We start from the raw sequence: 14,776 nt of genomic DNA on the forward strand, positions 1-14,776 counted from the left end.
ATCCGGCTCCTAAATCCGATGCCAACCGTCAGCCGATTTTCGCTGGATCAGCAGGGGCGCTGCATCGGCGAAATACTGTTCGCTGGTGGTTGGGTTGAATAACAGCCAGTCACGGAACTCGGCAATCTGCTTTTTCAAAAAATCCTGATGCCGCGAAATCAAACGCAGTTTCGGCACCAATTCATCCAACTGACGCGCTACCAGACCGATATTGTCGCGGTGCTGGAACTGAATGCCGCGCTTTCCCTTTTCTTCCGCCTGGTTCGGCGCGAAATAAAGTGCCGGCCGGCCGAAAGTGAATGCATAGGTGAAGCCGGTGCCCGAGATATCGGTGATCATCATGTTGGTCTGCGCGTAGCGCTCGAAATAGTTGCCGCTCCGGTCCAGGACAAAGCGCGGATTCCCCTCGAAACGGCTCACGATCTGCTCGACCACCGGCCGATCCTGATCGCGCCAGGATTCCATATGCGGCCGGAAGACAAAACGCATTCCTTCGTCCAGGATTGCCGCTGCGATCTGCTCGCCATGGACGCGCAGCACCGAAAAGCCGCGATTGATGTAATACGCGTGTGTCGGGGCGAAAATCACGGTGGGGCAGTCATCGGGGGGCTGCAGATGCGATTCGCTCAACTGTAGCCGTTGACCATCCAGTTTGGGATAGCCCAACGGCAACAGGATCTTGTTATGCCATCCCCGGCGCTGTCCCAACTCGGAAAACTCATCGATATGGTGTTTGCCCGCGCAGGCGATGACGTCGTAGTGATCGAACATGGCCTCGTCGTAGACACCTTCCAGGCTGGTCAACGATACGAGGAAGTGCACCCGCAGCGCCCCTTGTGGAAAGTGCGCCGCCTGACCCACGAACGGACTCAGATAAAGATCTGCACTCTGACCACCCACGGCCTCGAGCGGTACACCGAAATGGTATTCGATCCCTTCCACGCGGTTCAGCGGAAAGCTTTCGGCCGGAAACGCGTTCAACCAACGCACCTGCCAACCCGCCTTGGCCAACAGCTCGGGAATGCGCCCCAGATTCAATACGTGGGATATATGGAAGCAGTAACAGACCACTTGCGGTTTCATGGGTGAGCGCACTCCTTGTGCCGTGCCGCGAAGATTGAAAACTTCAAATACCGAGTTGACGGGCCTGCTGCTCGTCGAGATAGTCGATCAAGGCACGACCACGGTAATCGCGCCTTGCCAGATCGGCGCCTGCTGCCAGTAACAATTGCATCGGTGCGTTGTCTCCATGCCGCAGTGCGGCATCCTTTGCATACATCAGCACCGTGGTTCCATTGAAATTGCTGTCGTTCGGATCGGCGCCGGCCTCCAGCAGCAATCGCATCACCTCGACCTGGCCATGATAAGCAGCCACGATCAACGCCGACCAACCGCGATCATTTTTTTCATCGATATAGCCGAGATTGGGCAGAAGCCGCCTCACGATGTCGGCCTGCCCTGATTCGCATGCCTGCAATACAATACTCAGCCGATCGATATAAACCTCCAGATCGTAATCGATGGTGGCAATCACCAGGCTGTCATCCGTGCGACGCACCAGTTCGCCAGGGCGCAATCCGCTGCGAACGTCCTCCACCACGCTGGCGCCAACCACTGCTTCCCCATGCAATCGAGGCAACTGGTAGCGACGATGGGCAAAGGCGAGGATTTGTCGCTTGATCTCTATCGCGGTCTTGTGAAGATCGAGTTGCAGTTGCTGATAATCGATACTGCTACGCGAATAATAGGAGGCACCCAGCGCGGGCTGCGGCCTGCTGTTCGCCCGCCGATGCAGGATGTCATCCAGTTGCTCGCACACCAGCGCCGTGCCATGGCGCAGATAAGCCATGTACAGTTGGGCGCAGGTCATGTCCGGGTCAATGGGAAACGCCCGTTGCGCGACAATCGGCCCGGTATCGATGCCGGCATCGATCTCATGCAAAGTGACGCCGCTTTCCGCCTCCCCTCGCAAGATCGGCCAAGCGGAGGTATACATCCCTTTGTAGGCCGGCAAGAGGGAAAAGTGGATATTGTAGAGCCGCGCGGAAACAAAGCGGCCGGGCTTTAGCAGACGATCGTATTCCAGTGAAATGAATACGCAATCGGGCAATTGCTGAGCCTGATCCATTTCGATGAGCGGCACCTGCAATGCCCTGGCCCGCGCCGCATAAGAACGTTGCCATCCATCCAGGCCGGTGTCGTTGCGATTGCATAACGCAAAAAAACGGCAGCCGGAATAATGTGCCAATGCGTATTCAAGCACCTCGATGGCAATGCTGTTCTTGCCCGCAATGCAGATATTAGCCGGCAGCATCATTGGCCAACTGTTGGAAAATCACGCGATCCCGGATGTAATCCTGCTCGTTGTAGTAATCGTCCGCCAGCACCAACAGGACACAATCGGGTGAAAAATCGTACATTTCATGCCAGATCATCGGCTCGATGAGCAGGCCTTGCGCCGGGTGTTCCAGCAGCATCTCGATCTGCTCCCGGCCGTCGTCCAGCAGAAAACGGCAGCTTCCCCGTACCACAACAGCCATCTGGCGTGCCACGCGGTGGGCGTGGAAACCACGGCGCACCCCTTGCTGGGTATCGAACAGGTAATAAACGCGTTTCACCGCAAAAGGTACATTGCGCACCTCTTCAAGGGCGATCAGCGCTCCTCGCTCGTCACCGTGTTTCTGCAATTGCATCAGCTTGATGTTCATTGTCTTTCAATTAACCCTATGTGCAAAAAAAGCCGTGCCACGATGACGCCTCAAGATGGATGGCCAAAGGCGATGTAAGAGCACTTTAGTCTTGATCTCGTTGCGCGACCTGCTGTAGCGCGGCGATGACGACAGCCACTTCCGGGGCTTCCAGCTCCGGAAAGCACGGCAGCGTGAGGACGGTGCTGGCGGCCTGTTCGGTTTCCGGCAGGGCTTGCGGCGGGGTGGCGACGCCAGCCTGCCGGTGGTCGGGAACCGGATAATGGATGTCGCTGGCGATCCCGGCCGCGCCGAGCGCAGCGCGCACCGCATCACGTTCCGCGCAACGCATCACGCACAGATGCGCAACATCATCGTCGCCCGGCTCCGCCGGCAATTGCCAGCCCAGGTCGGCCAGCCCGCTACGGTACTGGCGCACGACCTGGCGGCGGCGTTCGTTCCAGCCATCCAGGTACGGCAGCTTCACGCGTAGCACCGCTGCCTGCAATTCATCCAGCCGGCTGTTGCGCCCGCCCACCATGCCGACGTGGTATTTGCTGGTCCAACCGTACTGGCGCAGGCTTCGCAGCCGGGCCAGCAGCCCGGCATCGTTGCTGACCACGGCGCCGCCGTCGCCCAGCGCGCCCAGGTTCTTGGTCGGGTAGAAGCTGAACGCGGCCAGATCGCCCCAAGCGCCCGCGCGACGCCCATCCCGGCTCGCGCCATGCGCCTGCGCGCAATCCTCGATCACCTTGATCCCGCGCCGCCGGGCAAATGTCAGCACCGCCGCGACGTCGGCCATGCGGCCGTAGAGATGGGTGACGATCACCGCCTTGGTCTGCGGCGTCGCCACGCGCTCGAGCTGGCTGGCATCGATCAGCATATGGCGCGCTTCGATATCCACGTAGCGCGGCTCCGCCCCCACCGCACGGATCGCGGTGCTGGCGTACATGCCGGCGTTGGCGACGGTCACCACCTGATCGCCGGGGCCGATTTCCAGCGCCCGCAAGGCCAGCTCCAGCGCATCGGTGCCGTTGCCGACAGCCACCGTGCCCGCCACGCCGAGATAGGCGGCGAATTCGTTTTCGAACGCTTCGTTTTCCGGGCCGAGAATGTAATAGCCACGGCGCAGCACGCGGTCGATGGCGGCACGCAGCTCGGCATCCAGCGGGCCGTTGTGCCGCGACAGATCGTTAATCGGCAACATGATCGAAATCGACCTCCGCATAAGCGGCCAGATCGCCGGCCGAATCCACCTCGCCCCATGACCCGGCCACCGGCACCGTGCCGATACGCCAGCCCAGCGCCAGGCCGTTGCGCAATAGCGAGGTCATGTCGAGCTTGTCAGCCCCGGCCCCTTTTTCGTCCAGCAATGCCGCAATGCGCCCCCACGCGGCCGGCGTCAGCTTGAGCAGGCCCATGTATTGGCCTTCGATCTCATCGATGCTGGCGCTGCGCTGGCCGATTTCCGCCAAAGTGCCATCAGCGTGGCGGCGGAAGGTTTCAGCGTCCGCCAGCGGGTCGTCAAAGCGTCGTTGCCACACGGCCAGCCAGTCGGGGTCGTACGAAATGGCCAGTTCTTCATCGCAGGCGGCAAGGCGGCGCACGGTTTCCGCCGAGTAAAAGATGTCGCTGTAGCTGACGATGCAGTCCTCCGCCGCCAGCCACGGCGCCGCCTGGGCCAGCGTCCGCACCATGTTGGTCTCGGCCCAGCGCGGGTTGTCGAAATAATGCACCGGCTCCGTAAACTTGTCGGCGCAATAGCCGCGCACGATGGCGATCTCGCAAATGCCTGCCGCACGCAGCGCGGTAAGCTGCCAGTCGAGCAGTCGGCGACCATGTAGTGGCGTAAAACACTTGGGTTGCTCGGTGGTCAGCGCGCCCATGCGACTGCCGCGTCCAGCGGCGAGGATGATGGCTCGGGTCATGTCGGGTAGCTCAGTTGGTCCAGCGGCACATGCGGCGCCGCGGCAATGAAATGGGGATTACGCTGGCTGGGCGTGTTGTAGCGCATCGGCGTCAGGTCCGGCAACGCGCGCAACGGGCAACCGGCGGCGCGCAGCACGGCATCGCCGGCGGCGACGTCCCATTCGCTGCTGCCGGTAAAGCGCGGGTACAGATCGATCTCGCCGGCGGCCAAACGGCCGAACTTGAGCGCGGAACCGATGGGCACGCTACGCGTAACGCCGTTCAGACGGGCGAAGGCGGCGGTTTGCGGCACGTCGTGATGGCGGCTGCACGCCAGCGCATGCGCGGAAGCCCAACACCCTGGCAACGTGGTTCGCACGCCACCGCGCGCCATCCAGGCGCCCTGCCCCGATACACCGAAATACAGCTCGTCGAGCGCCGGGGCGTATACCACGCCGGCGACGGCCACGCCCTGGTGGATCAAGCCGATATTGACGGTGAACTCGTCGTTACGGTCGAGGAAATCGCGGGTGCCGTCGAGCGGATCGACCAGCCAGAATGTCTCCCAATCGCGCCGCACGGCGTAATCGACCAGCGTTTCCTCGGAAATCACCGGCCAGGGGAAGCACGCCGCCAGCTCAGCCAGGATCACGCCATTGGCGGCCAGGTCGGCCAGCGTCAGCGGCGAACCATCGCCCTTGGCCTCGACGCCGAAATCGGCACGGGCATAGATGTCGAGAATGGCGGCGCCAGCCTGGCGAGCGATGCGGGTCAGCTCGGCTTCCAGTCGGAAATGATCCAGGGCGATATCAGGCAAAGTGACGCTCGATCAGATGACGGTCGCGCGGCGCCAGCGCCGCTTCGCGTTCGGGGTGCCACATCACCGCCAGAACCGGCAATTCGGCGTGGCGCAGCGCTTCGATGCTGCCGTCGGGCGCCTGCGCCAGTGACTGCAACACTGTGGGCAGTTGTCGCACGCCCCAGTTGTGATAGCTGTTGACCTCGAACGCACCCAGTTCGCCCGCCACCGGATGCCGGGTGGCGACGTGGCCATCCAGGCGCTCCAGTGTGCCACCGAAATGGTCGACGATCACCTGCAGGCCGTGACAGATGCCGAGCACCGGCGCGGCATTGCCGATAGCCAGGTCCAGCAGCACGCGCTCGGTGGCGTCGCGCTCCGGCGTATCGCCGCCCTGCACCAGCAGGTCGTTGCCACCGGACAGCACCACCCCGGCCGGCATCAGCGCCCACCACAGCGCGGCCACACTTTCGGGCCGGTTCGGCACCGGCACGGCCAGCAGGCCGCATTCAGCCAGGATGGCCACCAGCCGCTGGTCGAGCGCATCGCGGCGTTCGTTGCGATCGCGCCAGACATCGATGCGCTGACTGACCAGGATCGGCTTCAACTGAGCACCTCCACCCGGCGATTGGCGCAATCGACGTTCAGCATCCGTGCGGCCGACCATTTGCCATACAACACTTCCCCAGCGCCGATCACCGCCGGCAGGCCCAGTTCGTTGGCCCGGATCGCCATATGCGAGTTCGCACCGCCATAGGCGGTGATGAAACCGGCGATATTGTGCGAGAACAGCCAGTCGAAACCCGGATCGGCGCTGGGAATGGCAACGATGGCGCCCACCAGACGTTCACGGTCGCGATAAGACACCACTGGCGCGGTGACCTGCCGCAGCGTGATGAAGTTGGGTTCGGTTGCCGGCATCTCGAACGAAAACACATCATCCGGCGACGTAAGCAACGGTGGCAGCGCGATCTGGCAGGTCTCGGCGTAACGCTTGCGCCCCCGTTCGATGCTTTCTCCGATGAGGGCGACCGGATCGACCCCGGCTGCGTACAGCTCGTAGACACACTGGATATCGGCATAAGCCATATCGTCCAGCGAGAAACCGTGATCACGCCCCAACTCGCGGAACAACGACATGGCATCGGACAGGTTGCGGCAGAAGACGAACTTGGCGTATTCCCGCAGTTCGACACCGGCCTGCAGGAAGTCGAACAGCCCCACCACATCATGGGCCAGGCCATGTTCGGCCAGCAGGCGGCTGATGGCGCGCATTTGCGCGAGCGACAAGGCAAACGGTGTGGCCGGCGCATGCTCGGCCATCATTCGCTTCCAGTCGAAATAGAGATCGGGCGCTTCATCGTAGCGCGGCGACAGCAGATCGTAGGTTCCAGGCCGCAGATGACCGTACTTGGCCAGGAATGTGGTGCGATCGAGCTGGGCCAGATCGCGCGTCATCTGCCCGCTGACGGTATCAAGGCCATTCATGAAAGCGTCGTAGGCGGCGCGGTCCAGCACGCCCACCGACACCAGCGAACGCAACATCTGTACCGCGATGAAACCAGCGCGCGCCAGCCCGGCAAAGGGCAGTGTGCCGTAGCGTTTGCAGTCCTCCAGTAACCAGTAGATCCGCGAGACGCGGTCGATGTCGGCCGCCAGGATTTCATCGCGCCGGGCGGCCAGCACGCTCAACTTGTCGCGATCAGAGCGCCACAGACCGGTTTCGTTATCGACAATGCGGTTGGTCAGGCTGCGCAGGCTGTCGGCCAGCCGTTGCCGTTCCGCCGCACTGAAGCCCGCGTCGGCCAGTTTCTCCAGCCGCTGAGGCAGATCGAGCGTATAGCAGGAAAAAACGATCTCGAACTCGACCTTGTCGTGCAGATTGGGCGCCGCCAGCAGGCGTTCAATGTAGTGGTTGACCAGCTTGTCGGCGAGCGAGCCGTCGATATCGCGCGGCACGAAGGAATTGAAGCTGACCCGCACATCGATATATGGCAAGCCATGGAAATGCAGCATCAGCGGAAAACTGCGCAGGTTGCGGTAACCGTAGTTGTGCCGTTGATAAGCCCAGATGCTGTCGGTCACCAGTTCGCGATACAGCGAGAGCGACAGCGGCTTGGGGCGCACGCCAATGATCTCGGCCGGGTTCCAGTCCGGCATCACACCGTAGACGGTGCGGCGGCCATGCAGAAATGGCTGTGGGCGTTGCCCGTGCCCGATCTTGGCCGCGATGTGCACCAGCATGTCGCGATGCGTCGCGGCATCGACGGCAGCAGCTTCGACCAGCAGAGGGCGTACCTGCAACAACACCAGCGCGTCGTCGGTCACGGCGAACTCCAGGTCCAGCCCGCTGGTACCGAACAACGCGCGTAGCTCCTCGATCAACGCCACCACGCCAGCCAGCGGCTCGGCCTGCTGCGGAGCCAGGTGGTGGATATAACGCGTCTTCAACTGGTTGGATTGCCCCGCCGTCACGCTGTCGGTGCGGCTGGTGGTGTCGTCGTAGTTGAGGACGTAATACGGGGCACCGGTAGCCGGATCCTGTCCAAAAGCAACGCCGGCAAGCCGTACCCGCTCGAGCATGGGCTGGACGAATACTTCATTGTCGCCGCCAACATCCCCTTCGGCATCGGCCATCGACGCCACGACAGTCGCAATGGCATCCGGCAAACCAGCCGGCGCCACCCGCAACAGCGACTCGAACCGCCCGGCAAGCGAGCCACTCGCCGTGTCCTCGGCCAGCGCGCTGCTGCGTACCACCATCAGCGGCCAGCCCACGGCGCGCAGACGGCCCAGGATGGCCTCGCCGTCCTGGCGCCATTCAGCCACGGTGAAGCGAACCTGCGGCAAAACCTGCGCTGTGTTCAACAGGGGCCGCAGAGCATCCAGCGTACGTGCCTTGCTCTGGAATTGCATCGCCTAGCGCCCGTTCATCATCTTTTCATGGCTGCGTGCGGCAGCAGTACGCGGCAAACCGCAAGGCAGCACGAGCGGGTCTGCAATGCCGTGACGCCCCGATAATGCCCCGAGCCCGAGGGTCCGGGCAGGAAAAAGGTCATCCACTGCCTGATGTACTCCTTGGAAAAAAGGGGGTATTTGCCTTGCGCGTTTTTGCGCCAGCACCTTCCACCAGTAAACGGGCTCGATCACAAAAGAACGGCGAACAGAGACTCAATCCTTCAGTTGCGCCGCCCACATATTGGTCACATAGGGGATGGGAATGCGATCCACGCCCAAGCCGCGCAGATAGGCCGCGATGGCTTCGACCACAGCGGCAAAGCGCTCGCCCACCTGCCGCTGCAAGGTGGCATGCGAGCGCCACGCTTCGATGCAGTCCTCGATGCTCTGATGGTGCAACACCTTGCCCTCGATGCGATGAACCGTCTTGAACAGCCCACTCTGATCAATGATGTCGGTCTGGTCCTCGCGACGGGTACCGTAGCCATATTCCGGCGCGAACTCGCGGATGATGGCTTCGATGCGGGATTGGATCGGATCATCCAGGTCACGATGATTCCACATGCAGGCGAACCAGCCCGACGGTTCCAGAATGCGCTGGGTTTCCTTCAGCGCGAGCGGCCGATTGGTCACGTTGAACGACGAACCGAAAGTGACCAGCTTGTAGGCATGCTCCGGCTGGCCGGTGGCCTCCCCGGTGCCTTCGAACCAATTCACGTTGGCCAGCGCACGGGTACGCTCGATGCCGTTGCCGCGCATTGCGTCATTCGGCTCGACGGCAACCACTTGCAACCCGCGCTGGGCCAGCATCAATGTCAAATGGGCCACCCCAGCCCCCACGTCGCACACCTTGTCTCCGCTTTTGACGCCTGCCAACGCCACCAGATCGTCGATCGCACTTTCCGCGTAGTCGGGCCGTTGCAGGTAGGCATCGGCGAGTTCGGTGTAATCCCATTCGGTTTTCAAGACATCACTCCTTTGTCAGTCCTGGTCGGGCCCCTGCCCGCCCAGCGATATCAGAATCTCTGCCACCAATTGCTCCGGCGTTCGACGGCCATCGTTCTCGATGGTCACATCCGGATTGACCGGCAACTCATAGGCGGGATTGAGGCCAACGACCTCATGCGATGAAGTGTTGTCGCTGTAGAACGCCCGCCGGGCAAATAGATGGTCTTCCGGCGCAACGATATAGATTTCGCAGTAATGGGCCAAGTTATCCCGATTCCATTGCCGAACGCTGGCAAACATGGAAACGGTTGCACAGACCACATCGCAACCCTGGTCGGCCAACAGCTTGCACAGACGGGCGTAGCACATCGCGAGATGCCGACGTTCTTCCACCGAGTAACCATGCTGGCCGCCAAACACTTCGCGCAAGCGATCGCCATCCAGCATGACGACATGGCGACCGGATTCACGCAAGTGCCGATGCAACGCCGTGCCGATAGTGGTCTTGCCCGCGCCGGCCAATCCCGTTACCCAATAAACCACACCACCGCTCATGAATACCCCATTCGCAAGTACAGGCAGCCACCAGCCTGGAACATCCCCGCATCGCAAACGAAATAGTGTGGATTTCCAGGATTGCCACCGCCGTTCGGTCATTCATCTTAAAGGAAGAAAGATAAGGTGACGCGGGTTGACGAAGGATCGACCACCCGAAGCGGAACGGCACTTTGATTTCACTCGGAAAAAAACCAATAAAAACGGCACGCCCATGAATGGCACCGACAAAAAAGGCGATGTCATGCATCGCCTTTTTTTGATTGAATCACCGGTTTCGCGATGGTGCTAAACCACCTTGCCGCAAAACTCCTTCAGGTAAGCCGAGAACTCCGGCCCCACTTCCTCGTGCTTCAACCCATAGGCCATCGTGGCTTTCAGGTAGCCCAGCTTGGAGCCGCAGTCGTAGCGCGTGCCTTTCAGCGTATGCGCCAGCACGTGCTGTTCCTGCATCAGCGCGAAGATGCCGTCGGTGAGCTGAATCTCGCCGCCCTTGCCCGGCTGCACGTTCTGCAAGTGATGGAAGACGCGCGGGGTAAGGATGTAGCGGCCGACCACCGCCAGGTTGGACGGCGCTTCGTCGGGCTTGGGTTTTTCGATGATGTTGCTGATCTTCAGGCGGTTGTTACCGCCCTCCTGCACTTCGACGATGCCGTAGGAGCCGGTGTCCTCGGGTGGCACTTCTTCCACGCCCAGCACCGAGCAGTGCGTATCGCCAAAGACCTCGACCATGCGCTTCATTTCCGAGGTGCCGTTGCCATCGATCAGGTCGTCGGCCAGGATCACCGCAAATGGCTCGTCGCCCACCACCGGCTCGGCGCACAGCACCGCGTGGCCCAGACCCAGTGCTTCGGGCTGGCGAATATAGATGCAGCTCACCGACTTGGGAATGATCGATTGCAGGATATCCAGCAGCTTGCGCTTACCCCGGGCGGCCAGTTCGTTTTCCAGCTCGTAGGCCTTGTCGAAGTGGTCTTCGATGCTGCGCTTGTTGCGGCCGGTGATGAACACCATTTCGGTGATGCCGGCTTCCAGCGCTTCTTCCACCGCGTACTGGATCAGTGGTTTATCCACCACCGACATCATTTCCTTCGGGCTGGCCTTGGTGGCGGGCAAAAAGCGGGTACCCATGCCGGCGACCGGAAAAACTGCCTTGCGAACCTTTTGCATTGCGAATTCCCCTTTCGAATCGGAAGCGGTCAGCAAACCCAGACGCAAGGCGGCACCGAGTACCTGGTCGGCATGGCGTTGCGGCAGTTGGTCCGGCCATTGCGAGACGGCCGAACGCCCCAGCCCCAAGGCTGCGGCCAGGCGGCTTTGCGTGCCGAATAACTGGATGGCGTCGAGTTTGCGCATGGCAGCCATGTTCATTAAATTGAACAATCACGTCAATCGCGATTTTTTGTCGCCTGACGTTCAGCAAATTAAACAACCCTGATGAATCAGCCTCCGCGCGGCCTGGGCGATAGGGGTGGGTAGCAATTTCAAGACCAGCGGTATGCGCGAACCGATACGCGCCCCGGCGCTTACGTGGTGCAAGCCGGTGTTACGCATGGAAACCGGCGGCAAACCTGGGGTTTGCGGGACATCAAGACATGGCGAAATCGCGGCCCGTGGCAGATGGCCCCGTACGACAGCGGACGTAGCATGGCGCCGTTTCGCCTTTCGGCGTTCTGTTTGCCAACCTCCGGGAATCACCATGTCTGCTGCACAGTCTTCATTCGCCAACCCCGCGCCACTCGGCCTGATGGGTTTCGGCATGACCACCATCCTGCTCAATATCCACAACGCCGGCTTCTACCCGGTGAGCGCCATGATCATGAGCATGGGCCTCTTCTACGGCGGTCTGGCGCAGATCTTCGTCGGCGTGATGTGCTTCAAGCGCGGCGATACCTTCGGCACCACGGCGTTCATGTCCTATGGCCTGTTCTGGCTGACCCTGGTGGGCCTGTGGCTGTTGCCGGCACTGAAGCTCACCGCGCCCACCGAGCCCGGCTTCATGGGCATGTACCTGGCGCTGTGGGGCGTGTTCACCCTGTTCCTGTTCTTCGGCAGCCTGCGCTACTGCCGCGCCAAGCAGTTCGTGTTCGGTAGCCTGACCGTGCTGTTCGCGCTGCTCGCCGCGCATAACTTCGCCGGCAGCGAACTGCTGGGCGTGATCGCCGGCTATGTGGGCATCGTGTGCGGCGCCAGCGCCATCTACTGGGCGATGGCTCAGGTGCTGAACGAAACCTACGGCCGCGCCGTGCTGCCGGTAGGCGAACTGCGCCCCGCCTGATCCGCATCTGCCCCGGTTTCGCCCGGGGCATGGAAAGCCCCCCGTCTTGAACCACAGAGGACGGTGAGAACACGAAGGTACACAGTGAAAGGCAAAGCGCCAGAGGGCTTACCCTCCCGCTTTGGTTTCCTCCGTGCATCTCTGCGTTCTCACCGTCCTCTGTGGTTCAAGGTGTACGGGTCAGCCTTACCCCGCCAGCAACTTCCGTAGCCCTTCTTCATCCAGCACCGGCACGCCCAGCGCTTCGGCCTTGGTCAGCTTGCTGCCCGCCGCCTCGCCCGCCACCACGTAGTGGGTTTTTTTCGACACGCTGCCCGATACCTTGCCGCCCGCCGCTTCGATCAGCGCGGCCGCTTCGTCACGGCTCAGCGTGGGTAGCGCGCCAGTCAACACCAGTGTCTTGCCGGCCAGGATGCCTTCGTCGTCGGCCTGCGTCGGCAGTGCGTCGTGCAAGGTGCGGCACAACGCATCCAGTTCGATCAGGTGTCGGCGGTGATCATCCTGGCCCAGCCATTCCCGGATGGCAGCAACCACATCGGCCGGCAGGCCCGCGGCGGCCAACGCCGCGTCGTCCAGCGCTGCCAGCGCGCCCAGGCCCGGCAACGCAACGGCCAGTTGGCGACTGCGTACAGGGGTAAGCCGGGGCACGCCCAGCGCCGACAGCAGTTCGGCCGAGGGGCACAATCCGGTGGCGAACAGCTTCTCGCGCAACCTGGCACTGGGCGCGTGTTCATCGGCGATGGCAATGCCATGCGCCAGCAACTGGTCGATCACCTGCTCGTTCTTCGGCTCGGCAAAAAATTCGGCAATGGCCTCGGCCACGGTGCCGCCGACATCGGGCAGCACGCGTAGCAACGCGGCCGGCGCGCGACGCACGATCTCCAGACTGCCCAGCCAGTCCGCCAGCGTCTTGGCGGTGGATTCGCCAACGTGGCGGATACCCAGCGCAAACAGGAAGCGCGCCAGCGGCGGTGTCTTGCTGGCGGCGATGGCGTCCACCAGGTTCTCCGCCCAGCGGGTGGCGATCTTGCCAGCCTGCACCGTTTCCGGCGTTACGCCGTCGCGCTCGTCGGCGCGGCGTTTCATGGTGAGGAAATCGTCCAGCGTCAGCGCGTACAGGTCGGCCACCGAATGCACGTAGTCCAGCTCGACCAGATTGTCGATGTAGCGTTCGCCCAAGCCGTCGATGTCCATCATGCGGCGGCCAGCGAAGTGGCGGATCGCCTCCTTGCGTTGCGCCGAGCAGATCAGGCCGCCCGAGCAGCGCGCAATCGCCTCGCCCTCCACCCGCACCACGTGCGAGCCACAGACCGGGCACGTGGCCGGCAGGCGGTACGGTGGGTGGATCGGCTCCCGCGCCGGGTTGAACAGATCGCCGCCCACCACCTCGCGCATCGGCCGCTGCTCCAGCACCACGCCCACCACTTCGGGAATCACGTCGCCAGCGCGGCGCACGATCACGGTGTCGCCCAGCCGCACGTCCTTGCGCTGTACTTCATCCTCGTTGTGCAGCGTAGCGTTGGTCACGGTCACGCCACCGACGAATACCGGCGTCAGCCGTGCCACCGGCGTGATCGCGCCGGTACGGCCGACCTGCACGTCGATGGCCTCGACCACGGTCAGCGCTTCCTGCGCCGGATACTTGTGCGCCACCGCCCAACGCGGTTCGCGGGTGCGAAAACCCAGTTCCCGTTGTTGCGCCAGCGAATTCACCTTGTAGACCACGCCGTCGATGTCGAAGGGCAGCGTGTTCCGCCGCTCGCCCATCTCGGCGTGGAACCGCGCCAGTTCGGCACCGCCCCGAGCAACGGTGCGTTCGGCACAGACTGGCAGCCCGAATGCCTTGAGCGCATCCAGCACGCCGCTATGCGTCGCCGGCTGCGCCGGCCAGTCGCGCACTTCGCCCAGGCCGTAGGCGAAGAACGATAGCGGCCGGCTGGCGGTAATGGTGGAATCGAGCTGGCGCAGGCTGCCCGCGGCGGCATTGCGCGGGTTGACGAAGGTCTTGCCACCGGCAGCCTCCTGCCGTTCGTTCATCCGGTCGAAGTCGGCACGGCGCATGTAGACCTCGCCACGCACCTCCAGCACGGCCGGCGCATCGCCTTCCAGCCGCAGCGGAATCTGCCGCACGGTACGGATGTTCTGAGTGACTTCCTCGCCGGTGGCCCCATCGCCCCGCGTGGCGGCCTGTACCAGCACGCCCGCCTCGTAGCGCAGGCTGATCGCCAGCCCGTCGAACTTCAGTTCGGCGGCGTACTCCACCGGCGCATCGTCGGCATCCAGCCCCAGCTCGCGCCGCACGCTGGCGTCGAAGGCCAGCGCGCCCTGCTCGGTGACGTCGGTTTCGGTGCGGATCGACAGCATCGGCACCACGTGGGTCACCGGTGGGAACTGCGGCAGTGCGGCGCCTCCCACCCGTCCGGTGGGCGAATCGGGCGTGCGCAGTTGCGGGTACTGGGCTTCCAGCGCCTCCAGCTCGCGATAGAGCCGGTCATACTCGGCATCGGGAACGGTCGGTGCATCCAGCACGTAGTACTCGTGGCCGTACTGATGCAAAAGGCGGCGCAGTTGCGCCGCCCGTTCAATGGCTTCGTTCATGGTCTTCATCCAACTGATCTGGCCCGACGCAGCGCCAGGCCAGTG

The 14,776-nt window shown here is 62.6% G+C and carries 13 protein-coding genes; 1 reads left to right on the forward strand and 12 read right to left on the reverse strand.

All coding sequences use genetic code 11. The features are described from left to right. Window positions 1-9 precede the first annotated feature (9 nt). From FAZ21_RS08790 to galU, 11 genes are all read right to left on the reverse strand, one after another. The gene (locus FAZ21_RS08790) at window positions 10-1,083 is read right to left on the reverse strand and encodes a CDP-glycerol glycerophosphotransferase family protein (protein ID WP_136773029.1); all 1,074 of its coding nucleotides are present in this window, start codon (window positions 1,081-1,083) and stop codon (window positions 10-12) included. Window positions 1,084-1,126: 43 nt separating this feature from the next. Continuing rightward, a complete protein-coding gene (locus tag FAZ21_RS08795) occupies window positions 1,127-2,317 on the reverse strand; it encodes a formyltransferase family protein (RefSeq protein ID WP_136773031.1) in 1,191 nt (396 codons plus the stop codon). Then, window positions 2,301-2,708, reverse strand: coding sequence for a sugar 3,4-ketoisomerase (locus tag FAZ21_RS08800; protein ID WP_136773033.1), 408 nt, complete (start codon window positions 2,706-2,708; stop codon window positions 2,301-2,303). The genes FAZ21_RS08795 and FAZ21_RS08800 overlap by 17 nt, the downstream gene beginning before the upstream one ends. An 85-nt stretch (window positions 2,709-2,793) precedes the next feature. After that, a complete protein-coding gene (locus tag FAZ21_RS08805) occupies window positions 2,794-3,894 on the reverse strand; it encodes a DegT/DnrJ/EryC1/StrS family aminotransferase (protein WP_136773035.1) in 1,101 nt (366 codons plus the stop codon). After that, window positions 3,881-4,615 (reverse strand): phosphocholine cytidylyltransferase family protein, encoded by a 735-nt coding sequence (locus FAZ21_RS08810; protein WP_136773037.1) that lies wholly within the window; start codon window positions 4,613-4,615, stop codon window positions 3,881-3,883. The genes FAZ21_RS08805 and FAZ21_RS08810 overlap by 14 nt, the downstream gene beginning before the upstream one ends. Next, window positions 4,612-5,412, reverse strand: a complete 801-nt coding sequence (locus FAZ21_RS08815) for a 3'(2'),5'-bisphosphate nucleotidase CysQ family protein (RefSeq protein ID WP_136773039.1) — start codon at window positions 5,410-5,412, stop codon at window positions 4,612-4,614. Before FAZ21_RS08815 ends, FAZ21_RS08810 begins: the two co-directional genes overlap by 4 nt. Further along, a complete protein-coding gene (locus FAZ21_RS08820; RefSeq protein ID WP_136773041.1) occupies window positions 5,405-6,001 on the reverse strand; it encodes a gamma-glutamyl-gamma-aminobutyrate hydrolase family protein in 597 nt (198 codons plus the stop codon). Before FAZ21_RS08820 ends, FAZ21_RS08815 begins: the two co-directional genes overlap by 8 nt. Continuing rightward, entirely contained in the window at window positions 5,998-8,310 is a 2,313-nt protein-coding gene (locus tag FAZ21_RS08825) for a PEP/pyruvate-binding domain-containing protein (protein WP_136773043.1), read from the reverse strand. Before FAZ21_RS08825 ends, FAZ21_RS08820 begins: the two co-directional genes overlap by 4 nt. Window positions 8,311-8,565: 255 nt before the next feature. Next, window positions 8,566-9,318 (reverse strand): class I SAM-dependent methyltransferase, encoded by a 753-nt coding sequence (locus FAZ21_RS08830; RefSeq protein WP_136773045.1) that lies wholly within the window; start codon window positions 9,316-9,318, stop codon window positions 8,566-8,568. A gap of 15 nt (window positions 9,319-9,333) precedes the next feature. After that, complete coding sequence (locus tag FAZ21_RS08835; RefSeq protein WP_136773047.1) at window positions 9,334-9,855, reverse strand: adenylyl-sulfate kinase; 522 nt, start codon at window positions 9,853-9,855, stop codon at window positions 9,334-9,336. Between the two features lie 288 nt (window positions 9,856-10,143). Beyond that, window positions 10,144-11,211: a UTP--glucose-1-phosphate uridylyltransferase GalU gene (gene galU / locus FAZ21_RS08840; RefSeq protein ID WP_136773049.1), complete on the reverse strand. Its 1,068-nt coding sequence runs from the start codon at window positions 11,209-11,211 to the stop codon at window positions 10,144-10,146. A gap of 343 nt (window positions 11,212-11,554) precedes the next feature. Here galU and FAZ21_RS08845 point away from each other — a divergent pair, with 343 nt between their 5' ends. Then, window positions 11,555-12,133 carry an acetate uptake transporter gene (locus tag FAZ21_RS08845; protein WP_136773051.1) on the forward strand — a complete coding sequence of 193 codons (579 nt, stop codon included), beginning with the start codon at window positions 11,555-11,557 and terminating at the stop codon, window positions 12,131-12,133. Between the two features lie 186 nt (window positions 12,134-12,319). On the opposite strand, the gene ligA is transcribed toward FAZ21_RS08845, so the two are convergent. Next, window positions 12,320-14,731, reverse strand: a complete 2,412-nt coding sequence (gene ligA, locus FAZ21_RS08850) for an NAD-dependent DNA ligase LigA (RefSeq protein WP_136773053.1) — start codon at window positions 14,729-14,731, stop codon at window positions 12,320-12,322. Between the last annotated feature and the right edge of the window lie 45 nt (window positions 14,732-14,776).

This window comes from Chitiniphilus eburneus, assembly GCF_005048205.1.
Taxonomy (GTDB): domain Bacteria; phylum Pseudomonadota; class Gammaproteobacteria; order Burkholderiales; family Chitinibacteraceae; genus Chitiniphilus; species Chitiniphilus eburneus.

Bases quoted from the DNA above. Each gene is read 5' to 3' on its own strand.
- FAZ21_RS08790 (WP_136773029.1), bottom strand. From the start codon at position 1,083: ATGAAACCGCAAGTGGTCTGTTACTGCTTCCATATATCCCACGTATTG.
- FAZ21_RS08795 (WP_136773031.1), bottom strand. From the start codon at position 2,317: ATGATGCTGCCGGCTAATATCTGCATTGCGGGCAAGAACAGCATTGCC.
- FAZ21_RS08800 (WP_136773033.1), bottom strand. From the start codon at position 2,708: ATGAACATCAAGCTGATGCAATTGCAGAAACACGGTGACGAGCGAGGA.
- FAZ21_RS08805 (WP_136773035.1), bottom strand. From the start codon at position 3,894: ATGTTGCCGATTAACGATCTGTCGCGGCACAACGGCCCGCTGGATGCC.
- FAZ21_RS08810 (WP_136773037.1), bottom strand. From the start codon at position 4,615: ATGACCCGAGCCATCATCCTCGCCGCTGGACGCGGCAGTCGCATGGGC.
- FAZ21_RS08825 (WP_136773043.1), bottom strand. From the start codon at position 8,310: ATGCAATTCCAGAGCAAGGCACGTACGCTGGATGCTCTGCGGCCCCTG.
- FAZ21_RS08835 (WP_136773047.1), bottom strand. From the start codon at position 9,855: ATGAGCGGTGGTGTGGTTTATTGGGTAACGGGATTGGCCGGCGCGGGC.
- galU (WP_136773049.1), bottom strand. From the start codon at position 11,211: ATGCGCAAACTCGACGCCATCCAGTTATTCGGCACGCAAAGCCGCCTG.
- FAZ21_RS08845 (WP_136773051.1), top strand. From the start codon at position 11,555: ATGTCTGCTGCACAGTCTTCATTCGCCAACCCCGCGCCACTCGGCCTG.
- ligA (WP_136773053.1), bottom strand. From the start codon at position 14,731: ATGAACGAAGCCATTGAACGGGCGGCGCAACTGCGCCGCCTTTTGCAT.